This window comes from Streptomyces sp. CNX435 (assembly GCF_059570575.1).
On sequence record NZ_JCANTA010000001.1, the window covers coordinates 232,203 to 254,220 of the forward strand.

A 22,018-nucleotide genomic window follows, 5' to 3' on the forward strand; every position below is an offset into this window, starting at 1 on the left:
GGCAGGACACAAGTGGCTGTACTCAACGCTTCGTTCGGCCGCGGGCTGCGCCTGCGACGCCTCCACCGGCACGGCGACGGGCGCCTGCTCGTCGTACCGCTCGACCACTCGGTGACCGACGGTCCGCTGCGCCCCGGCGAGCTGGACCCGCTGCTGGGCGAGCTGGCCGGCACCGGCATCGACGCCGTCGTCCTGCACAAGGGCACGCTGCGGCACGTCGACCACGGCTGGTTCGGCGGCATGTCGCTGATCCTGCACCTGAACGCGAGCACCCGGCACGCCCCGGACCCGGACGCCAAATACCTGGTGGCGCACGTCGAGGAGGCGCTGCGCGCGGGCGCCGACGCCGTCAGCGTGCACGTCAACCTGGGCTCCCGGCAGGAGGCCCGGCAGGTCGCCGACCTGGCCGCCGTGGCGGGGGAGTGCGACCGCTGGAACGTTCCGCTGCTGGCCATGGTCTACGCCCGCGGGCCGCGGATCGGCGACTCCCACGCGGCCGACCTGGTGGCGCACGCCGCGCTGCTCGCCGCCGACCTCGGCGCCGACGTCGTCAAGACCGACTACGCGGGCACGCCCGAGGAGATGGCCGACGTCGTACGGGCCTGCCCGATCCCCGTGATCGTGGCCGGCGGCCCGCGCGCCGCCGACCCCGACGCGGTCCTGTCGTTCGTCTCCGACGCGCTGCGCGGCGGCGCGGCCGGGGTGGCGATGGGGCGCAACGTCTTCCAGGCCGAGAAGCCCGGGCGGACGGCCGCGGCGATCGCCCGGCTGGTGCACCCTCCCGGACCCGCCCCGGGCCGTAGCGGCAATGGGGGTACCCCCGCCAATGAGGGCGTAGCCGGTGGGGGAGAGGGCGTAGCCGGCGGGGGAGAACGGCTCGCCGCCCTCACCTCGTGACGGCCATCTCGTCCACCGACCCCTCCCGTCCCGCCCTTCAGACCCGTCGACCATCCGCTCGTGAGGAGAGATCCGTGAAGCTGTGCTGGCTGGACATCCGAGACGCCGACGGGGCCAAGGAGGCCATCGTCGAAGAAGCCATCCACCAGCGGGTCGACGCCATCGTGGCCGCCGACCCCGCCGACCTGGCGCCGCTGCCCCCGACGGTGAAGAAGGTGCTCTTCCCGCAGGGCCGGCCGCTGCCGGAGCAGCTGGAGCCCGCCGACCTCGTCATCGTCGACCCCGCCCGGCACGGCGAGCCCGCCGAGCTGGCGCTCGCGCACGCCGGTGTGGAGTTCGGCCGCTACGTCGAGATCACCGACGCCGGCAGCCTGGACGACGCCTGCCGCGCCGCGCGCCACGACCGGTGGAGCCTGCTGGACTTCCGCGACCCCACCAAGATCCCGCTGGAGATCGTGCTCGCCGCCGCGGCCGGCGCCGAGGGCAGCATCGTCACCCGGGTCGCCGACGTGGAGGAGGCGGAGATCGTCTTCGGCGTCCTCGAACACGGCTCGGACGGCGTGATGCTCGCCCCGCGCGCGCCCGGCGAGGCCACGGACCTGCGGGCCGCCGCGGTCAGCCGGGCCGCGGACCTGTCGCTGGTGGAGCTGGAGGTCACCGGCATCCGCCGGGTGGGCATGGGCGAGCGGGCGTGCGTGGACACGTGCACCAACTTCCGCCTGGACGAGGGCATCCTCGTCGGCTCCCACTCCACCGGCATGATCCTGTGCTGCAGCGAGACCCACCCGCTGCCGTACATGCCGACCCGCCCGTTCCGCGTCAACGCCGGCGCGCTGCACTCGTACACCCTCTCCGCCGAGGGCCGCACCAACTACCTCAGCGAGCTGACCTCCGGCGGCAAGGTGCTCGCCGTCGACTCCGCGGGCAAGTCCCGCGTCGTCACCGTGGGCCGGGTCAAGATCGAGACGCGGCCGCTGCTGGCCATCGACGCGGTCGCGCCGTCGGGGGTGACGGTCAACCTCATCGTCCAGGACGACTGGCACGTACGGGTCCTCGGGCCCGGCGGCGAGGTGCTCAACGTCACCGACCTGACGGCCGGCACGAAGGTCCTCGGCTGTCTGCCCGTCGAGCAGCGGCACGTCGGCTACCCCATCGACGAGTTCTGCATCGAGAAGTGAGCGGTGGCCGCGATGACCGCACAGCCCGTGCTGGACTTCCACGTACGTCTCGCGCCCCGGCCCGGCGCCGGTGAGCGGCTGCTCGCGGCGATGGACGACCACGGCCTGGCGCGCGCGGTGGTGTGCGCCGGCGGCACGATCGACCTCGACACCCTCGCCCGCCAGCTCGTCGAGGGCGGGCACGTCGAGACCGACGCGGACAACGACGCGGTGCTGGCGGCCTGCGCGGGTACAGACAGGCGGCTGGTGCCGTTCTGGTTCGCCAACCCGCACCGGCCGCCCGGGGCGTACCGCGAGCGCGCGGCGGAGTTCCGCGGTCTGGAGATCTCGCCCGCGGTGCACGGCGTCGCGCTCACCGACCCGCGCGTCGCCGCGCTGGTCGAGGTCGCCGCCGACCACGGCCACCCCGTGTACACCGTCTGCCTCGCCCGCCCCGGCGCGGGCGTGGCCGACCTGGTCACCCTGGCCCGCCGGTTCCCGCGGACGGACTTCGTCCTCGGGCACAGCGGCATCGGCAACATCGACTTCCACGCCCTCGCCCTGATCCGCGACGAGCCCAACATCGCGCTGGAGACCTCCGGCGGCTACACCTGCGTGGCCGCGGCGGCGATCGACCGCCTCGGCGCCGCGCGCGTGGTCTTCGGCACCGAGTACCCGCTGCAGCACCCGGCCGTGGAACTCGCCAAGTTCGAGGCGCTGCGCCTCCCGCCGGGACAGTGGCGGCAGATCGCCTGGGAGAACGCCCACCGACTACTGGGGGAGGAGAAACCGTGACCGACACCACCGCGCGCCTGCCGCACATCGGCCAGTGGAACGGGCCCGAGGAGCTGCGCGGCCTGCAGGAGAAGCAGCTGCCGCAGACCGTCTCCTGGGCCGCCCGCTCGCCCTTCTACCGGCCCCGGCTGGGCGCGTCCGCCGCCCTGCCCGCGACCGCCGCCGACCTCGCCGGACTGCCGCTGACGACCAAGCAGGACCTGCGGGACAACTACCCGTACGGCATGCTCGGCGTCCCGAAGGAACGCCTGGCCACGTACCACGAGTCGAGCGGCACCGCCGGCCGGCCCACACCCTCGTACTACACCCAGGAGGACTGGCTCGACCTCGCCGAGCGCTTCGCCCGCAAGTGGATCGGCATCTCCGCCGCGGACGTCTTCCTGGTCCGCACCCCGTACGCGCTGCTGCTCACCGGCCACCTCGCACACGCCGCCGCCCGGCTGCACGGCGCCACCGTCGTGCCCGGCGACAACCGGTCGCTGGCCATGCCGTACGCCCGCGTGGTGCGCACCCTGCACGACCTGGGCGTCACGCTCACCTGGTCGGTGCCGACCGAGTGCCTCATCTGGGCCGCCGCGGCCACCGCCGCCGGCCACCGCCCCGGCGCCGACTTCCCCGCGCTGCGCGCGCTGTTCGTCGGCGGCGAGCCGCTGACGACCGCCCGCCGGCAGCGGATCAGCCGGCTGTGGGGCGTGCCGGTCATCGAGGAGTACGGCTCCACGGAGACCGGCAGCCTCGCCGGCGAGTGCGCGCACGGGCGGATGCATCTCTGGGCCGACCGGGCGCTGTTCGAGGTGTACGACCCGCAGACCGGCGCCGTCGCCGCGGAGGGGGCCGGGCAGCTCGTCGTCACCCCGCTGTACCGCGAGGCCATGCCGCTGCTGCGCTACAACCTGGAGGACGACGTCGAGGTCTCGTACGACGACTGCGACTGCGGCTGGCACCTGCCCACGGTCCGGGTCCTCGGCCGGGCGGCGTTCGGCCACCGCGTCGGCGACGCCAAGGTCACCCAGCACCGGCTGGAGGAGGTCGTCTTCTCCCTCCCCGACGCCTACGGGGTGTACTTCTGGCGCGCCCGCGCCGAGCCGGTGTCGCTGCGCATCGAGGTCGAAGTCCCCCCGGAGCACCGCGCGGACGCCGAGGCGGCGCTCGCGGCGGCCGTACGCGCCGAGTTCGGCGTCGACGCCGACGTCACCGGGCTGCCGCCGGGGTCCCTGATCCCGCGCGACGCGCTCACGAACATGCCCGACGTGGTCAAGCCGCGCAGCCTGTTCGGCCCCGACGAGGACTGGAGCAAAGCGCTCCTCTACTACTGAGGAGGACGAAGGCATGTCGCAATTGAGGGTGGCCGTCGTCGGCGCCGGGATCGCCGGCCTCGCCTTCGCCGCCGCCCTGCGGCGGGGCGGCGCCGACTGCCACGTCTACGAGCAGGCGGAGCAACTGGCCGAGGTGGGGGCGGGGGTGCAGGTGGCGCCCAACGCGACCCGGCTGCTCCACCGGCTCGGCCTGCGCGGCCGGCTCCGCGCCGCCGCCGTCGCCCCGGAGGCGATCGAGATGCGGCGCTGGGACGACGGCCTGATGCTGCAGCGCACCCCGCTGGGCGACAGGTGCCTGCGCCGCTTCGGGGCGCCGTACTACACCGTGCACCGCGCGGACCTGCACGCCGCGCTGCTCTCCGAACTGCCGCCGGACCGGCTGCACCTCGGCGCCCGGCTCGTCGCCGTCACGCAGGACGCGGGCGAGGCGCGGCTGCACCTGGCCGACGGGCGGACCGTCACCGCGGACGTCGCCGTGGGCGCGGACGGCATCCACTCGGCGGTGCGCGAGTGGTTCGTGGCCGACTGGCCGCGCTACTCCGGGCAGACGATCTACCGCGGACTGGTGCCGGCCGAGCGGGTGCCCCACCTGGTGGCGGAGCCGCGGGTGCGGCTCTGGTTCGGGCCGGACCAGCACTGCGTGTGCTACCCGGTCTCGGGCGGGGCGCAGGTGAGCTTCGGCGCCACCGTGCCCGCCGCCTCCTGGGAGGTGGAGTCCTGGTCGGCGCGGGGCGACCTCGCCGGGCTGAAGGCGGCGTACGCGGGCTGGCACCGGGACGTCGCGCTGCTGCTCGACGCGGCGCAGACGGTGAGCAGATGGGCGCTGCACGACCGCGACAGCATCGACCGGCTCAGCTGGGGCCGGGTGGCCGTCATCGGCGACGCCGCGCACCCCATGCTCCCGTTCCAGGCGCAGGGAGCGAACCAGGCGATCGAGGACGCCGTCGTGCTCGCGCACTGCCTCGCCGAGGCGGGCGCGGGCGCCGCGCCGGACCGGCTGCGCGCCGCCCTGCACCGCTACGAGCGCATCCGGCTGCCCCGTACCACCCGGATACAGCGCCAGTCCCGCGCCAACGCCGGCACCTTCCACCTGGCCGACGGCGCCGCGCAGCGGCGCCGCGACACCGGCGCCCTCGCCGAGCCGGGGCTCGACCGGCACCAGTGGCTGTTCGGGTACGACGCCGAGCAGGCAGTCGCCACGACCAGCAGGAGTTCATGATGGAACTGACCGGAATCGAGTCGACCGTCGCCCTGGTCACCGGGGCGGCACAGGGCATCGGCGCCGCCGTGGCCACGACCCTGGCCGGCGCCGGAGCGCACCTCGCCGCCGCGGACCGGAACACGGAGAAGCTCGCCACGGTCGTCGCCAAGCTGGAGGCGGAGGGCACGACGGCACGCGGCTACGCCGTCGACGTGTGCGACAGCGCGGCGGTGGACGCCGTCGTCGCGCGCGTCGAGGACGAGCTGGGGCCGGTCGGCATCCTCGTCAACGCCGCCGGCGTCATGCACACCGGCCGCGTCGTGGACCTGCGCGACCGGCAGTGGACCGAAACCCTCGCGGTCAACGCCGGCGGCGTGTTCCACGTCTCGCGCGCGGTGGCGCGGCGGATGATCCGCCGCGGGCGCGGTGCGATCGTCACGGTGGCGTCCAACTCCGCCGGCGTGCCGCGTACCGAAATGGCCGCGTACGCCGCCTCCAAGGCCGCCTCCGCCCAGTTCACCCGCTGCCTGGGGCTGGAGCTGTCCGGCTACGGCATCCGCTGCAACGTCGTCTCGCCCGGCTCGACGGACACGCCCATGCTGCGCGCCATGCACGTCGACGACCCCGAGCTGCGGGAGGTGGTCGAGGGCATGCCGGCGGAGTACCGCGTGGGCATCCCGCTGCACAAGCTGGCCCAGCCGCGGGACGTGGCGGAGGCCGTCGCGTATCTGGTGTCCGACCAGGCGGGCCACGTCACCATGCACGACCTCTACGTCGACGGCGGCGCCTCCCTGCACGTCTGACGCCGCCGGTGCACCTCAGACCCCCAGCCCCCCAGACCCCAGGCCACCAGGAAGGGAACACCACCGTGTCGGAACGCACTCACGTCGTCGTCATCGGCGGAACGTCGGGGATCGGGCGGCACTTCGCCCAGACCTGCGCCGACCGCGGCAGCGACGTCGTCATCACCGGCCGCGCCGAGGACCGTACGAAGGCCGCCGCCGACGAGATCGGCGGCCGGACCCGCGGACTCGCCCTGGACCTGGCCGACACCGCGGGCGTCGTCGCCGCCCTGGCCGGCGTCGAGCGGGTCGACCACCTCGTGCTGACGGCGCTCGACCGGGACCGCAACACCGTGCGCGACTACCGCCCGGACGACGCCGCGCGGCTGCTGACCGCGAAGCTCGTCGGCTACACCGCGGTCCTGCACGCGCTCGCCCCGAAGATGCCCGGGCACGGCGCCGCCGTCCTGCTCGGCGGACTGGCCAGCCACCGCCCGTACCCGGGCTCGACCAGCGTGACCACCGCCAACGGCGGCATCGGCGCGCTGGTGCGGACCCTCGCGGTCGAGCTGTCGCCGATCCGCGTCAACGCCCTGCACCCGAGCATCGTCGCCGACACCCCGTTCTGGAGCGACAAGCCGGCCGCGCGCGCCGCCGCGCAGGAAAAGGCCCTGACGAAACGGCCGGTGACGATGCGGGACTGCACCCACGCGATCGACTTCCTGCTGGAGAGCCGTGCCGTCAACGGCATCAACCTGAACATCGACGGCGGCGACGTCCTCATCTGACAGCCACGTGAATCCCCACGCGCGGGCACGCCAATTCCCCCGCCGCGCCCGCAGATCGCGTGAATGGGTCATGTCCACGCGGAAGCGGTGTCCAACACTGCAGTGATGACCGCCACGTCCGGACGTCGTCGTCCAGGCGTCCCTGCCAAGGAGGTGTCATGAGTTCGACGGACTCGTCGCCGGGTGGCGACCGCTACGTCGCCGTTCACGGCAGCGCCGGGTTCAAGTCCCTGCAGCGCCAGACGAATTCCTTCCTCATCCGGGCGAGCGTCCTCTTCTTCGGATGGTGGTTCACCGGGACCTCGCTGGCCGCGTTCGCCCCCGGCTTCTTCCGGCAGGAGATCGGCGGCCCCGTCAACGTCGGGCTGCTCTTCATGTTCCTGACGTTCGTCGTCGTCGTGACGGTCTGCGCGTCGTACCTGCGCTACGCCGCGGGCCGGCTGGACCCCCTGACCGACCAGGTCCGGGCGGAACTGGGAGGAGAGCCGCGATGAGCACGACCCTCGCCGACCCGCCGCCGCCCATCGACAACACCTGGGCGGTACCCGAGATCGCGATACCCGCGACGATAGCCGTCGCCGTCGCCGTGTACTTCGTCGTGAAGGCGGCCCGCGGCAGCGTGCGCACCTCCGACGACTTCCTCATCGCGGGCCGGCGGATCGGGCCCGCACAGAACGCCGTCGCGCTGGCGTCCGCGCCGCTCATGTACTCCACTCTGTTCATCATCACCGGGCACATCGCGCTCAACGGCTACGACGCCGCGATGCTGCTGACCGCCTTCACCACCTCGATGGTGCTCGGCGTGCTGCTCTTCGCCTCGCCCATACGCAACCTCGGCGGACACACCCTCGGCGACATCTTCGCGATGCGCGCGGAAGAACGCACGGCGCGCAAAGCGGCGGCGGTCGTCACGCTGCTGATCTACGGGATGTTCACGATCATCAGCCTCGCGGCGATCGCCTTCATCTTCAACCGCTGGTTCGGCCTGGAGAACGTCGCGGGACTGGGCCTGTCGGTGCTCGTCGTGGGCCTTGTCACGGTCCTGTACGCGTACATGGCCGGCATGCCGGGCGTCACCCGGCTGCTGGTGTTCAAGGCGATCCTCACGCTCACCGTCGTGCTGGTGCTGACCTTCCTGGTCCTGGCGAAGTTCAACCTGAACGTCTTCGACATCCTCGACACGGCCGAGGAGAACCGCAAGGACGTCCCCGCCGGCTACGACCTGCTCGGCCCGGGACGCGAGTTCGGCGAGGGCCAGCACCGGCTGGTCCACCTCTCCAAGCTCATCTGCGTCGCCGTCGGCGTCGCCGCCATCCCCTTCCTGTTCCTGCGCAACTTCGCCACCACCAGCGGCAAGGACGCCCGCCGCTCCGCCGGCTGGGCGTCGATGATCGTCGTCGGCGTCTACCTGTGCATGTCCATCGTCGGCTTCGCCTCCGTCGCGGTGCTCGGCTCCGAGCGGATCGGCGTGATCAAGGCCCACCGCGACATCAGCCTGCCCAAACTCGTGGACGAGCTGGGTGGACAGGTGATGGTCGGTGTGCTCGCGCCGATCGCCCTGCTGACGATCGTCGGCGTCTACGCGGCCCTGCTCATCAACGCGGTGACCTGCGTCACCAAGGACCTCAACGTCGTACGCGGCCGGACACCGGCCCCGGCCGACGAGCTGAAGGACATCCGCCGCAACACCCTGCGGATCGGCGTCGTCTCCGTGCTCGTCGGCGTCGCGATGCTGCCGGTGCGCACCCACATCTTCATCCCGACCTCGATCGACCTGGCCGGCACCGCGATCCTCCCGGCCGTCGTCTACGCCCTGTTCTGGCGCCGGTTCAACACCGCCGGGCTGAAGTGGATCGTCTACGGCGGCACCGCGCTGCTGATGTTCCTGACGGTGTTCTCCAACGGGGTGTCGGGACCGGAGGACGCCATCTTCGCCGGCGCCAACTTCAAGTTCATCGACATCGAACCGGGGCTGATCACCATCCCGGCCGGCTTCCTGCTCGGCTACCTCGGCTCGCTCAGCAGCAAGGAGCGCGACGACGTGGCCTTCGCCGAGATGCAGGTCCGCGCCCTGACCGGCGGCCTCGCGCCCGGCACCCGTAAGGCCGCGGCCGGCGTCGCCGCGACGGCGCCCGCCGTCGGCCCGAACGGACAGGGCCCGCAGGGGCACAGCCCCGACGATCCCGGCAGCCAGACCCGTACACCCAGCGAAGCCCGCTGACGACGACCGAAGACGACCGAAGACGACCGAAGCGACCCGAAGACGACCGCAGACGACTGCGACGGTGTGGGGCGGCCGAGTGCCGCCCCACACCCCTGGGGAGGCATCCGTGGATCCAGCACCGGTACTCGTCGTGGGCGCCGGCCCGGTCGGCATGGCAACCGCTCTGGCGCTCGCCCGCCAGGGCGTCCGGTGTGTGCTCGCCGACCAGAGTTTCGAGACCTCCGTACACCCCAAACTGGACTACGTGAACTCCCGCAGCATGGAGTTCCTCCGGCAGCTCGGCGTCGCCGACGACGTCCGCGCCGCCGGCGTCGCGCCCGGGCACCCGGCCGACGTCGTCTGGTCCACCGGCCTCGCCGGCGAGCCGATCACCACCTGGGCGCTGCCCTCCGTCGACGAGGAGCGCCGGCGTATTGCCGAACACAACGACGGCACCCGGTCCACCGAGCCCGGCCAGCGGATCTCCCAGATCGAGCTGGAACCGGTGCTGCGCGCGCACTGCCTGCGCCACCACCTCGTCGACCTGCGCGCCGGGCTGCGGTTCGACTCCCTGACCCAGGACGACCAGGGCGTGACCAGCCACCTGGTGGACGTCATGTCCGGCGAGCGGATCCGGCTGCGGTCCCGGTACGTGATCGGCTGCGACGGCGCGTCCAGCCGGGTCCGCGCCGTCCTCGGCATCGGCGAGGACACCTTCGGCGTCCCCGGGCTGCCCGGCGCGTTCATGGTCCACTTCAAGAGCCGCGACCGTGAGTCCCTGCACCGGCACGGGCCCTTCTGGCACTACTTCGCCTTCCGCTACGTCATCATCGCCCAGGACGAGGTGGACACCTGGACCGCGCACGTCAACGGCGCGCACCCGGACGAGTTCGACACCCCGCCCGCCGACCCGGCCGGGTTCCTGCGGGAGACCCTGGGCACCGGGCTGAAGATCGAGAAGGTGCTGCTGACCTCCCGCTGGCGCCCCGGTTTCATGCTCGCCGACCGCTACCGCGCCGGCCGCGTCCTGCTCGCCGGCGACGCCGCGCACCGCATGTTCCCGACCGGCGCGTACGGGATGAACACCGGCATCGGCGACGCGATGGACGCGGCCTGGAAGGTCGCCGTCCTGGTCCGGCACACCGGCGGCCCCGCCCTGCTCGACAGCTACGAGACCGACCGCCGCCCCGTCGGCCTGCGCAACATGCGCACCTCGCACCGGCACATCGGCGTGCACATGAAGGCGGGCACCCTGCTGCGCGAAGGCGTCCCGCCGGCCGCTGTCGCGGACTTCCTCACCGACGAGCGCGGCGAGAACGAATACCGCGGCGTCGAACTGGACTACCGCTACGACGACTCGCCCGTCGTCTGCCCCGAGGACGGCCCCGCGCCCGGCTGGAGCCCGCGCGCGTACACGCCGACGACCTGGCCCGGCAGCCGCCCGCCCAGCCTGCTGCTGGCGGACGGGTCACCGCTGTACGACCTCTTCGGCGCGGCGTTCACCCTCGTCGACTTCGCCGGCGGCGGGCGCGCCGACCCGCTGCTGAACGCCGCCGCCGCACAGGGCGTGCCCGTACGGCACACGGTGGTGCGCGACGCGACCGCGCGCGAGCTGTGGGAGCGCGATCTCGTCCTGCTCCGGCCGGACCACCACGTGGCCTGGCGCGGCAACGGCGCGCCCGCGGACCCGGACGCGGTGGTCCGGCGCGTACGGGGCGCCGCGGGCGTGACACACAGCTGACCGCAGCCGCGCCGGGTGGGTGGGAACGTCCTTCCCGGCGCGGCTCTTCGCACGCCGCGGCGCCGGCCGCCGACGGGGTGGACATCACCCCGTCGGCGGCCGGCGCCGGTCTCAGCCGTGCTCCCGTACCCGCTCCCGGTCAGCCGCCGTTCAGCTTGCGCTGGACGAACTCGTAGCTCATGTCGCCGATCTCGGGCGCGTAATGCTCCGCGGCCTCGACCGAGGACCGGAAGTTCTCGCCGGCCCAGATCCGGCTTTCGCCGCAGGCGTCGGCGTACTCCGTCCAGCTGTTCCACTGCAGCGTGATGTCGGAGGACGGGGTGACACCCGGTTCGACCACCGACGACCCCTTGGGGAAGGGGGCGGTGATCTTGATCTCGTCGGTGCCGGTGAGCTGCGGTACCTGCGCGGCGAGGGCGAGGCAGAGCGCGGAACTGGCGGACGGGTACTCGGGATGGTCGGCGGAGACCGAGTCCAGGTAGCCTTCCCACTCGCCGCCCGTGATGTCGTCGACGGTGCCCTGGCCGGGCCCGCCCCAGGCGGTCACCTTCTCGTCGCCGTACAGGTAGGCGATCGCACTGCCCGGCCGTACCGAGTCGAACTTACGCTTGTAGTACCAGGTGGCGATGGTGACGTCGACGAACGCCACGTCGGTCATGGTGACGTAGTGGACAGCCTCCTCGGTGTTGAAGTCGCCTCCCGCCACTACCGCGGTGGCCGCCCGGCCGAGGCTGAGCACCTTGTCGTCGAACACCTCGGCTGCCGCCTTCTGCTCGTCGGTCAGGTTCGCCGACGCCTTCAGCACCTCGTCCGCCTGGCGCTTGTAGGCGCGGCGGTTGTGATGGTTGCTGCTTACCGGCGGGGGGACCTTGAACTCGGTGGGGCTGTCGTACGTGAACGGCCGCACCCTGCCGTAGTGGGGGGTCGCGAACTGCTGGTCCTTGTAGACGCCCCGCGCCGAGGACGTGTTCGGCTGCCAGCGTGAGGGGTCGCGCAGCTCGTAGGCGGTGTTGACCGGCCGGTAGCCGGTGTAGTCGGAGTAGGGCCGTTTGTGGTATTTGCGGCCGTTCAGGTCGCCGTACCGGTTGCTGCCGTCGTCCTGCCGTGCCGCGATGGCCTTCTTGGCCGCGATGATGCCGATGCCGCTCGGTGTGCTGGGGTCTTCCGCGGTGTTGTCCGGATCGAGTCCGGCCTCGTTCATCATCTCGATCCACCGCGACTTGTACTGCGGTAGCACCGCGTTCAGCGAGGTGAAGGCGGCGTAGGTGACCGCGATGTTCTGGTTGCGTGTCGTGTGCTCGGATTCCGGGCGGCGGCCCATATCCGAGAAAATGCCCTCCGCGGTCGGGTGATAGGGCGCGATGGCGTCGAACCACGGAAGTTCGATGAGCATGATGAGGTCCACGGTCAGCGACACCGCACGGCCCGAATCCTGCTCCCGCGACACCGGCTGGAACTTGGGATAGACGACTTCCAACAGCACGTTGTCATGGTTGATGTCGAAGCCGTCGTCCTGTGACGACGCCGGCACCGCACTGGTCAGGGTCCCCGTCAGCGCCGCCGCGGTGGCGATGGCCACCGCGTATCCCAGACGTCGGTTCCGCAGCCGTGTTAATTTCGCCACCGGACAATCTCCTTGTTCGTGCGTGGGGTGGATCCGCGATGTGGCGCGCCTTATTCCGCAAGGGGGTTGCACACTGCTGAAGGACGCTAGTCCCGCCGTCAGAAGCGGGTCCACTGCTCGATCGGGTAGTGCGCACTACCCATGCTGGAGCATTTGCGGATGTTGCCCGCGCGGATGCCGCCGGGAAGGATTCCGCCGGGAACGGGTTTCGCTCTGGCTCCTACGGGTCGACGGGTGGGTGCGCGCATGCGGAGCAGCGGGGAGTCAGCGGAACGGGACCGTCACCCGCCGGCGCGGGTTCCGGCCGCGGCCGTCGCGGTGCCGGTGGCGTCGCTGCTGCCCGGCGACTCGCCCCGGCTCACCGGAGTGGACCCCGAACACGTACGCCTGCTCGCCGCGGTGCCGGACCTGCCGCCGGTGCTCGTACACCGCCGCACCATGCGCGTCGTCGACGGCATGCACCGGCTGCACGCCGCACTGCTGCGCGGCGATACGACCATCCCCGCCACCTTCTTCGACGGCGACGAGAAGGCGGCATTCCTGCGCGCCGTCGAGCGCAACCTCACCGGCGGGCTGCCGCTCTCCCTCCACGACCGCGAGGCGGCGGCCGTCCGCATCCTCGCGGCGTACCGGCAGTGGTCGAACCGCGCCGTCGCCGCCGCCGTCGGCCTGTCCCCGACGACGGTGGGCGCGATCCGGCGGCGCTCCTTCGTCCCGCCGGCGGGCGGGGACGGGGGCGGCGACGGCGCGGGTGACGCCGGCGCGGGTGACGCCGGCCGGGTGGGCCGGGACGGCCGGGTCCGCCCCCTGGACGCCGCCGCCGGCCGGCTGCGGGCGAGCCGGGTGATCGCCCGGCACCCGGACGCGTCGCTGCGCGCCATCGCCCGGGCGGCGGGCATCTCGGTGGGCACGGCCCACGACGTACGCGAACGCCTGCGCACCGGCCGCGACCCCCTCCCGCCCCGGCCCGCGACCCCCGGGCCACCGCCGCCCCCGCCCCCGGGCGGAACGTCGGGCGGATCTTCGGGCGGACGGCGCGGCGCCGAGTGGCGCACGGTGCGCGACGGCCTGGGCCGGGACCCCTCGGTGCGGTACGCGGAAGGCGGCCGGGCCTTCCTGGCCTGGGCCGACGACCACGTGCTGGCGCCGGACGACCGGGACGAGCTGGTCGACGCGGTGCCGCCGCACTGGCGCGGGGCCGTGGCGGAGGTGGCCCGGTCGTGCGCCGCGGCCTGGCTGGAGTTCGCACGCGAGCTGGAGCAGCGCACCTGACGCTTCTGCGTCCCGCTGGGCGGACATGGGGACCAGAAATCTTCCTCAAAACGCTTAATTCGGGCCCACATCTGCGCCCACTCCTTCTTCACCCGGGCCAGCTCGCCCGTGCGCCTACGGCAGGGCGGGGCCGCGGGTGCCGGTGACCTTCCAGACCTTGCCGTTCGCCTTCGCCAGCAGATACAGGTCGCCCGCCGCGTCCTGCCCGAAACGCAGGTCGACGCGGGTGTCGCCGGCCAGGTCCGGCGCGGAGACCTGCTCGCCGGTGGCGGCGTCGTAGAGCCTGAGCTGATGGATCGTGGCCATCTGCGCGGCGCCGCGGTCCATGTCTTCGGTCCGGGTGGCGAAGACGCGGCCGTCGACGAGGTCGCCGAAGACGTACGTGCCGCGCAGGTTGCTCAGGTCGTCGCCGCGGTAGACGAAGCCGCCGGAGACGGCCCGGCCGATGTCGGAGGTGCAGTCCCAGTCGGCCGGCGGGTCGTGGTCGTAGGCGGCCACGGGGTAGGTGTAGCCGTACTTGTCGTCGTCGGGCGGCAACGGCTTGTACGCGTCGCACGGGTCGGCCGGGTTCTTGTCGAAGACGAACGGCCCTTCGCGCTCGCTCCAGCCGGAGTTGTCCCCGGCCCGTACCTCGTAGACGGACTCCACGGCGTGCTGGCCGATGTGGCCGAGGTACATCCGGTTCCCGCCGCCGGTGTCCCAACTGAAGCGGTGCGGGTCGCGGAAGCCGTAGGCGTAGATCTCGCCGAGCGCGCCAGGGCGGTCGGCGAAGGGGTTGTCGGCGGGGATGCCGTACGCGCCGTTGGCGCTGTCGGTGCCGCGCGGGTCGATCCGCAGCAGCTTGCCGTGCGGCAGCGCGAGGTTCTGCGGCTCCGTGGTCTTGACGCCGGTGCCGCCGTCGCCCACGGCGACGTAGAGCTTGCCGTAGTCGGCGCCGCCCTCGCGGGCGGTGGGGTTGAAGGCGATCTGCTGGATGCCGTGGATGCGGCCGCTGAAGCCGAGCCGCAGCACCTCGCGGCGGGTGCCGGAGAAGGCGCCGGCGGCCGGGTCGTCGGCGGTCCACTCGGTGATGATGCCGTGGTAGCCCGTGTCCGGCTGCGGGGTGAGGTCCGGCTCCTTGTCGGTGGTCGAGGCCAGCTCGGTGTGCACGGTGTAGAAGATGCCGTTGCGCGCGAAGTCGGGGTGGAAGGCGGCGTAGCCGAGGCCCTGGCCCAGGCCCTGGCCGGAGAAGAACTGCGGCGCGAAGGTGGCGCCGACGTCGAGGTACGGGCGGGGCTGCGCGCCGTCCTCGACGAGGTACAGCGTGCCGTTGAGGTCGGGCACCGCCTTGCGGCCGGAACCGTCCGGGAGTTCGGCGAGCGCGTTGATCCGGGCGTGCCGCATCAGCCGCGGGTCGGTCGGCGGCGGCGTCGGCTCCGACTTCGGGAACTGCGCGTACTCCTGGACGACCAGCCCGAGTTCCGCCGGCACGGGCCTGGGGAGGATCGGGTCGCCGGGCGCGGCGGCGGGCGCGGGCGGCGCGGTGGCCGGCTCGGTGCGGGCCTCGGCGGGGGCGGTCAGGAAGGCGGTCGCGGCGACGGCCCCAGCGAGGATCGGGGCGAGTATCGGGGCGAGGCGGCGGGGCGGGCGCTTGCGGCCGGTGGGTGTGGGCATGCCGGGACTCCGTTCTGGGGTGGTGCGCGTTGCCCGTGCGCTACGGGCGGGGGTGCGGCGGGTGCGCGACGGGCGCGGGTACGGGCGCGGGGGTACGGGCGCGGGTGTGGGTACGCGGGCGCGTGCGGCTCAGGGCCGCGACGAGGTCATCAGCCGGTACTGCGCCCGCACCTGCCCGTCGGACAGCTCGCTGTCGAGGAACATCAGGCTGTCCATGCGGCAGTTGCAGGGATTGCGCTCCCGCGTGTTCTGCGGGAAGCTCCCGCCGATCTTGATGCCCGCCGGATCCGTCGGCGAGGCGCGGTGCTCGCCGGGTTCCGCGACCTGCCAGGGGTCGCCGGGGACGGCGTAGAAACCGTCGAGGCGTTCGCCGTTGCGGAACAGCGCCATGGTGCCGTCGGTGTAGTCGAACGTCGCGGCCAGGAACACCCACTCGTCCGGCGGCAGCAGTCGGCGCCAGTCCGCGGCGGCGGCGAACGTCTGCGAGGCGCCCTCGTCGAGCCGCCGGCCCAGCGCCACGAGCCGCAGCTCGCCGTCCACCTCGATCAGCTCCAGCAGGGCCCGTACGCCGTGGCCGTCGGAGTTGCCGGCGAGCACGCCGGCCAGGCCGACGGCGCCGTAGCGGTCGGCCGGGTCGGGGGTGGTGGAGTCGGGGGCGGGGTTGTCGCCCGCCACCTTGAACCACCCCATGACGGTGGCGGCCTTCGCCCCGTTGAACGCGCCCATGCCGGGGATGCCTCCGGGGCCGTAGACGCCGGCCTTCCAGTCGTCGTTGCCCGCGGTGGCGGGGGAGACCTGGGCGGTCTGCAGCGCGCTGCCGGCGCCCGGGTACGCGCGGTCGGGCACGCGCATCGCGGCGCCGCCGTTGACGAGTTCGATGTCGGTGCCGGAGCGGCCCCGGTCCTGTTCGAGGGCGGGGCTGCCGCTGACCGGGTGGGTGAAGTCGTAGTACGCGGCGAGGTTCGGCAGCAGCTCGGGGAGCACGTCCGGTGCGCCCCGCTCCGCCGCCCCCGGTCCGTCCGCGGTCTGCACCGCCTGAACCGGCCCGGCCGCCAGGGCGGTCAGGGCCAGCGCCGCCGCGGCGGCGATCATGCGCGCGGCAACGCCCCTTGTGTGCTTGTGCATTGCGTCATCTCCCCTGCCCGAAGAGGACGTTGATGGTTCGGTAGCGTTTAGTAAGCGCTTGCTGTACGTCCCGCTGCGGACCGTATCCGTGCGACGTGAGCGCGTCAAGAAAGCCGGCGCCGCCGCGGCGCCCGCGTCACCGCCCGGCCGGGCTGATACGCATGGCCGCGCCGCCGCCCGCGACCAGTTGCAGAGTGAGCACGCCGGACGCGCGCACCACCCGCCCTCCGTCGCCCCGGGCAGCCCTGCCCCGCCGGTCTGCCCGGACAGCCTCAGCGGGCTCTCCGCATATCCGAGATGCGCTTCTCAGGAAAAATCTGCAGGATATCTGGCAACGCAGAGGGGAGCTGCCGTGCAGACACCACAGGTCCGGGATCCGCACTGGCGCGTCGCGCGCTCCGACGAACTGCTCCGCGAAGAGCAGCGGCAGGCCGCCCGGCCCGCCGAACCCGACCTGCAGCGCATCGTCGACTGGTTGCGCGGGCACATCGACGCGCACGTCGCGCTCGTCTGGAGTACGGGGACGGTCGCCGCGGCCTCCGCGGGGTTCCCCCGCGCTGTGCTGGGCATGCTGGCGCCCGCGCTCGCCCGGCTCGGCGACGGCCGCAGCGGGGTCGCCGGGCTGGAGGCCGCCGGGCTGCACCTGCACGTCGAAGCCCTCGCCCCGCAGCCCGAGCCCGCCGGAGCCCGCTCCCGCGCGGCTGTTTCCGGCGACGGCGACAACCCCGGCGACCCCGGTGACAGCGACAACCCCGGCGACGGCCACGCACCCGGCCCCTGGCCCGCCGGGCCCGCGCGGCCGGTGCTGGTGGTCGCCGGCGCGGCACCGCCCGCCCGCGAGGCCGCCCGCCTCGCCTCGGACGCCGCCCGCTCGGCCGCGCTCCTGCTGCGCCTGCACGAGGCCGCCGTGGCGCACCGCAAGTACGAGTACAAGGCCCGGCAGGTCCGCTTCGGCGTCCTCCAGGCGCTGCTGGCCGGCGACCCCGAGCTGGCCCGGCGGATGACCACCGGCGACGTACCCGAACTCCTCGACGCCGCCACCCTGCGGGTCTACCTCCTGCACTGTCCCCCGGCCGAGCGCGACCGGATCGTGCTCGATCTCCAGGACCCCTCGGGCTACCACGACCGCGACCTCATCGTGCACTGCCCGGTGTTCCGCGAGCACCTCATCTGCCTCGTCGCCGAGGGCCCCGACGACCACGCACCCGGCGGCCGGGGCGCGGCGCTGCGCCGGCTGGCGCGCGACGGCGCGGGCTACGCCCTGGGCATCAGCGCCGTCCACGCGCTGGAGGCCACCCCGCAGGCGTACGAGCAGGCCCGGCACGCGCTCTCCGTGGCCCTGAACCTGCCCGGCGGCGTGGCGTTCTACCGCGGTGAGTCGTCCTTGGCCCAACTCCTGCCGCGGCCGGGCGCGGTCGAGTGGGCCCGCGCGTTCCTGCGCCCGCTGGCCGGCGTGCCCCGGCTCACCACGCACGTCCTGCGAGTCGGGCTGACGGCGCCGCGCTCGGGGGCCGGCCGGCTTCTGGGGATCAGCCGCAACACGGTGGCGGCCCACTTCAGACGTGCGGAACAGCTGCTGGGCCTGGACCTCGGCGAGGTGGTCCCCCGGGCGCTGCTTCACCTCGCCCTGGCCCTCGCCGACCCCCCGACTGCCGGCCCGCGGGGTTCGGTCCCGCCGGCCGCCGGACCCGGGACCGCCCGCGCCCGGGCCGCCGACGCCGCGTCCGCCCTCGCCGCACTCGTCTGCTCGCCGTCCGCCACGGCCTGGGCCGCGGCCTTCCTCCACCCCCTGGACGACACGCTGCGCACCACCGTACGAGCCTGGGTGGACGCCAACGCCGACGCCCAGCGCACCGCCCGCGGCCTCGGCATCAGCCGCAACACGGTCAGGGCCCGGCTGCGTACCGCCGAGGCCCTGCTCAACCGGGACCTCCTCAACAGCGGCTTCGGCGTCTACGATCTGGTCCACGCCCTCGCCATCGCCGAAGGGGGATCCGCGGTCGGCGGTCCCTCGGGGGTGCCCTCCGGGGGCCCGGGCGGCCCCGTCGCCGGCCGGCGACCTCTCGGCCGCGCGGGTGGTGTACACCCTGGGGAGGAGGCGACCCCGGCATGACGGTCCGCCGGGGCGACGGCCACAGGCGCCTCCTCCCGTAATCTGTGGCCATGGAAGTCGAGCGTGGCGAGCAGGGGGAATCGAGGATGGAGAAGGCCAGCACCGACGCTCCGGTGGCGAAGGTGGACGAGCCGGAGAAGCCGGAGGCGCCCGAGCACCAGGCGTGGGGGTCGAAGGCGCCGGGCTTCATCCAGCGCTCCCGAGCGCTGCACGTGAGCTGGCAGGTCGGGGTCTTCATCATCGGTCTGGCCATAGTCATCGGCGGCATCATCCTGCTGCCGCTGCCCGGGCCCGGCTGGCTGGTGATCTTCGCCGGCATGGCCGTGTGGGCGACGGAGTTCGTGTGGGCGCAGATAATCCTGCGCTGGACCAAGCGGAAGGTCACCGAGGCCGCGCAGCGCGCGCTCGACCCGAAGGTCCGCCGGCGCAACGTCATCCTGACCACCGTCGGCCTGGTGATCTGCGGCGTGCTGCTCGGCATCTACCTGTACAAGTTCGGCATGGAGATGCCCTGGAACGTCTGACGGCCCGCAGACGCGCGGTCCCGTCACGCACGGTCCCCGTCCCGCGCGTCTCTCTCCGGCCCCGGCGGGCAGCCCTCGGCTGCGTGCCGGGGCCGGGTCTTCTGTACGGGTGCGCTCCCAGCCCGACCAGGGGAAGGACATCGGAGGGCAGCGCCGGCTCACGGGTCGGGGAGGGTCAGCCGCTGGTCGCCGCAGGCCAGGCGCTCGGATTCGGCCGCCACATACTGGGGGAGGAGAGTGCGGATGTCTTCGGGGTGGTCGGAGTCGCGGGCCTGGACGACGAAGACGACCAGGCCCGTCTGGCACCTGGCGCCGTACAGGCCCCGGTCCGCGCGGAGGCTTCCGTAACCGTGGGCGGCGCCCCTGACCCGGTCGCCGCGGCGCAGCAGCTCGTCGATGAAGACCTGGGCCAGCCGGGGGTCCTCGACCGTCATCAGTCGCAGCAACGGAGCCGACGTGCCGTACTGCCGGTCGCAGGTGCGTACCGGCCCGGTGACGGGGGTGACCAGGGACCGCCAGCGGTCGTCCCGCCAGCGCGCCGGCGCCCGAAGGCCGTCGATGCCGCAGAACGCGCCGGGCTCGTCGGGTGCGGGCCGCGGAGGCCGCGCCATGCCGTCCGCGGGGTCGGCGACGGCGCCGTCGCAACCGAGGTCGGCGCTTACGGAGTTGACCAGCTCGACGACGATACGGGCCAGCGCGTTGCGCTCGGCCGCGGCAACCTCCGCGCCCTCCTCCGCCGGCGGGCCGGCGACGTCCACGACGGTCGGACCCTCGTACTCCGCCGGCCGGCCCTTGCAGCTGTCCGGGATCGCCAGCCAGGCCCGTTCGTCGGAGGCCATGCCGAGCATGTCGCCGCCCAGCGGCGACATGCGGCCGCCGAGGAACCGGTCGGCCCACTCGCCGGCGGTGCCACTCCACTCGCCGGCGGAGCCGCCCGGGTTCCCGCTCAGCTTGTGCAGGCGCGCGGTGAGGGCCGTCCCGGTGCTGCCGGAGCCGTCCGTGCGGGAGAGCCGGCAGGTTCCTTCGAGCCCGCCGGGGTACGAGGTCGTGGAGACCGGCGGGAGTTCGGCGGCGTCGAGCGCGCCGGGGTCGTCGACGAGCGGGGAGAGCGCGTCCCGGTCCAGGGCGCCCCAGCACACCTCGTCGGCGGCGAACACGCCGGCCTCGGCCTGCCAGGCGACGGCGGTGCCGCCGAGGAGCGCACCGGCGAGGGCGGCGGCGAGCACGGGCCGCAACCGCCCGCGCAGCAGGCGGCGTGGGTGCCACCGGCGACGTGGCGGCGACCCGGCGGAAGCAGCGGGCACGGAGCCGGCGTCAGTGCCCGGCCCGGCCCTCTCCCCGGCCCTCTCCCCGGCCCTGTCCCCGGCCCTGTCCCCGGCCCCGTCCCGGGCCCTGTCCCCGTCCCCGGCCCCGTCTCGGGGCCGGAGCCCGGAACCGGATTCCGTACCGCTGTCCGCACGCGGTTGTCGTTCGTCCGTCATCGGCCGGACCTCCCGGGGGCGAGCGGTGCGCAGCCCAGCCGCTGCGTGACGGCGTCGGTGAACGCCACGAAGTGCTCCGGCCCGCCATCGTCGGTGCCCTGCACCAGCACGAACACCGTGGACCGGCCCGCGCACTCGGCCCGGGCGGCCAGGTAGTCCGCGGTGAAGTCGCCGGTGCCCCGCCAGCCCTCGTCCGGCGGCGCCTCCCCGGCCACGTCGGCGACGAGCGAGACGAGCCGCGGCTCGGCGATCATCGCGAGGCCGAAGGACAACTCCCCCTCCTCGTCCAGCTCGCCGCCGCTCACCCAGGGCGGGACCGACACCGAGCAGGTCTGCAGCTCCCGGGTCACCGCACTCACCTGGGGCTGGAGGTCCTCCAGTTGCTCCTCCGTGCCCTCGACGTCCAGGCCCCGTACGCGGCAGGTGTCCCGGCCCGCCGTCACCAGGCCGTCGTCCGGATCCTCCGGCAGGGTGAACACCGGCGAGGTGACGCGCAACGGCTTCCCGGCGGCGCAGCCGGCCAGCTCCATGCCGCGGTTCGCGGCGGCGACGAGCAGCACGGCGGTCTCGCGCACGCCGCCCAGACTCGGCTGCGCGTCCGCGTCGAGCGCGACGGTGGCCGGCCGGCCGTCGGCGGCGGCGCACCGCTCGGGCAGCACGAGCAGCCCGCCGCCGGCGGAGACCACCCCCGGCAGCCCGTCGGGCAGCGGTACGGAGTCGGGGAAGAGGAAGCCGCCGAGCCACGACATGCGCTCCGCCGGGTCCTTCGGGGCGGGCCCGTAGGCGACCCGTACCGTGCCGCGGTACCCGCTGGGTCCCCGCGAGTCGTCGAGGGTGACCTCGCAACTGCCGTGCGGGCGCCCGGGCGTCGGTGCGTCGTCGGTCCCCGTGCGGCGGCCCTCGTCACCGAGCACGCCGGGCTCCTGCCAGGCGCCCCAGCAGAATCGGTCGGGGGCGAAGGGGCCCGCGTCCGCGGCCCAGGCGCCGAGCCCGCCGGTGAGCACGCCGGCGAGCACGACGGCCGCCGCGCCACCCGCGACCAGCCTTCTGCGTGTCCGCAGCACACGTCCCAGCCGCTCCCGGCGGCTCCCGCCTTCTCCGGCCACGTCTGCCTCGTCCGGCATCTGCCCGCTGTCTCCGTCCGCACCTCGCGCGATTCGCTTCAGTGTGTCCCACCGACCTGAGCGAAACCTGACGAGCGGCCGGCCGCCGCGGGTTCAACCCGGGCGGGACGGCTCGGGGAGCCCCGGCGCCGACGGCGAACACGGAAAGCACGCGCCGTCCGTCCCCACCCGGACGTCCGCACCGGGCGGGGACGACCGGGTGGGGTACCGGGCCCGGCCGCG

At 73.7% G+C, this 22,018-nt stretch carries 18 protein-coding genes; 13 read left to right on the forward strand and 5 right to left on the reverse strand.

The features are described from left to right. Nucleotides 1–12 precede the first annotated feature (12 nt). The 10 genes from T328_RS00915 to T328_RS00960 all read left to right on the forward strand — a co-directional run bounded on the left by T328_RS00915 (nucleotide 13) and on the right by T328_RS00960 (nucleotide 10,880). Nucleotides 13–897, forward strand: a complete 885-nt coding sequence (locus T328_RS00915; protein WP_496493839.1) for a 2-amino-3,7-dideoxy-D-threo-hept-6-ulosonate synthase — start codon at nucleotides 13–15, stop codon at nucleotides 895–897. A gap of 74 nt (nucleotides 898–971) precedes the next feature. Next, on the forward strand, nucleotides 972–2,075 hold the full coding sequence (locus T328_RS00920; RefSeq protein WP_496493840.1) for a 3-dehydroquinate synthase II family protein: 1,104 nt from the start codon (nucleotides 972–974) through the stop codon (nucleotides 2,073–2,075). A gap of 12 nt (nucleotides 2,076–2,087) precedes the next feature. Then, a complete protein-coding gene (locus T328_RS00925; protein ID WP_496493841.1) occupies nucleotides 2,088–2,849 on the forward strand; it encodes an amidohydrolase family protein in 762 nt (253 codons plus the stop codon). Next, on the forward strand, nucleotides 2,846–4,165 hold the full coding sequence (locus tag T328_RS00930; protein WP_496493842.1) for a phenylacetate--CoA ligase family protein: 1,320 nt from the start codon (nucleotides 2,846–2,848) through the stop codon (nucleotides 4,163–4,165). Before T328_RS00925 ends, T328_RS00930 begins: the two co-directional genes overlap by 4 nt. Nucleotides 4,166–4,178: 13 nt before the next feature. After that, the gene (locus T328_RS00935) at nucleotides 4,179–5,384 is read left to right on the forward strand and encodes an FAD-dependent monooxygenase (protein WP_496493843.1); all 1,206 of its coding nucleotides are present in this window, start codon (nucleotides 4,179–4,181) and stop codon (nucleotides 5,382–5,384) included. Next, a complete protein-coding gene (locus tag T328_RS00940) occupies nucleotides 5,384–6,169 on the forward strand; it encodes a 2,3-dihydro-2,3-dihydroxybenzoate dehydrogenase (protein ID WP_496493844.1) in 786 nt (261 codons plus the stop codon). The genes T328_RS00935 and T328_RS00940 overlap by 1 nt, the downstream gene beginning before the upstream one ends. 65 nt (nucleotides 6,170–6,234) lie before the next feature. Continuing rightward, on the forward strand, nucleotides 6,235–6,936 hold the full coding sequence (locus tag T328_RS00945; RefSeq protein WP_496493845.1) for an SDR family oxidoreductase: 702 nt from the start codon (nucleotides 6,235–6,237) through the stop codon (nucleotides 6,934–6,936). Nucleotides 6,937–7,094: 158 nt separating this feature from the next. Then, the gene (locus T328_RS00950) at nucleotides 7,095–7,430 is read left to right on the forward strand and encodes a DUF485 domain-containing protein (protein WP_496493846.1); all 336 of its coding nucleotides are present in this window, start codon (nucleotides 7,095–7,097) and stop codon (nucleotides 7,428–7,430) included. Continuing rightward, nucleotides 7,427–9,157, forward strand: a complete 1,731-nt coding sequence (locus T328_RS00955) for a solute symporter family protein (RefSeq protein ID WP_496493847.1) — start codon at nucleotides 7,427–7,429, stop codon at nucleotides 9,155–9,157. Before T328_RS00950 ends, T328_RS00955 begins: the two co-directional genes overlap by 4 nt. A 109-nt stretch (nucleotides 9,158–9,266) precedes the next feature. Continuing rightward, nucleotides 9,267–10,880: an FAD-dependent monooxygenase gene (locus T328_RS00960; protein ID WP_496493848.1), complete on the forward strand. Its 1,614-nt coding sequence runs from the start codon at nucleotides 9,267–9,269 to the stop codon at nucleotides 10,878–10,880. Between the two features lie 139 nt (nucleotides 10,881–11,019). Here the strand turns inward: T328_RS00960 and T328_RS00965 are convergent, their stop codons facing one another. Beyond that, the gene (locus T328_RS00965) at nucleotides 11,020–12,504 is read right to left on the reverse strand and encodes a vanadium-dependent haloperoxidase (RefSeq protein WP_496493849.1); all 1,485 of its coding nucleotides are present in this window, start codon (nucleotides 12,502–12,504) and stop codon (nucleotides 11,020–11,022) included. A gap of 246 nt (nucleotides 12,505–12,750) precedes the next feature. Between T328_RS00965 and T328_RS00970 the strand changes: the two genes are divergently transcribed. Then, nucleotides 12,751–13,776 carry a ParB/RepB/Spo0J family partition protein gene (locus T328_RS00970; protein WP_496493850.1) on the forward strand — a complete coding sequence of 342 codons (1,026 nt, stop codon included), beginning with the start codon at nucleotides 12,751–12,753 and terminating at the stop codon, nucleotides 13,774–13,776. A gap of 114 nt (nucleotides 13,777–13,890) precedes the next feature. On the opposite strand, the gene T328_RS00975 is transcribed toward T328_RS00970, so the two are convergent. Further along, complete coding sequence (locus T328_RS00975) at nucleotides 13,891–15,429, reverse strand: PQQ-dependent sugar dehydrogenase (protein WP_496493851.1); 1,539 nt, start codon at nucleotides 15,427–15,429, stop codon at nucleotides 13,891–13,893. A gap of 129 nt (nucleotides 15,430–15,558) precedes the next feature. Continuing rightward, nucleotides 15,559–16,554, reverse strand: a complete 996-nt coding sequence (locus T328_RS00980) for a LamG-like jellyroll fold domain-containing protein (RefSeq protein ID WP_496493852.1) — start codon at nucleotides 16,552–16,554, stop codon at nucleotides 15,559–15,561. A 352-nt stretch (nucleotides 16,555–16,906) separates the two neighbouring features. On the opposite strand from T328_RS00980, the gene T328_RS00985 reads away from it, so the two are divergent. Then, nucleotides 16,907–18,667: a helix-turn-helix domain-containing protein gene (locus T328_RS00985; protein ID WP_496493853.1), complete on the forward strand. Its 1,761-nt coding sequence runs from the start codon at nucleotides 16,907–16,909 to the stop codon at nucleotides 18,665–18,667. 86 nt (nucleotides 18,668–18,753) lie between these two features. Then, nucleotides 18,754–19,191: a TIGR02611 family protein gene (locus T328_RS00990; RefSeq protein WP_496494289.1), complete on the forward strand. Its 438-nt coding sequence runs from the start codon at nucleotides 18,754–18,756 to the stop codon at nucleotides 19,189–19,191. Nucleotides 19,192–19,349: 158 nt separating this feature from the next. Here the strand turns inward: T328_RS00990 and T328_RS00995 are convergent, their stop codons facing one another. Beyond that, nucleotides 19,350–20,495 (reverse strand): hypothetical protein, encoded by a 1,146-nt coding sequence (locus T328_RS00995; protein ID WP_496493854.1) that lies wholly within the window; start codon nucleotides 20,493–20,495, stop codon nucleotides 19,350–19,352. A gap of 173 nt (nucleotides 20,496–20,668) precedes the next feature. Next, on the reverse strand, nucleotides 20,669–21,796 hold the full coding sequence (locus T328_RS01000; RefSeq protein WP_496493855.1) for a hypothetical protein: 1,128 nt from the start codon (nucleotides 21,794–21,796) through the stop codon (nucleotides 20,669–20,671). Nucleotides 21,797–22,018 lie beyond the last annotated feature (222 nt).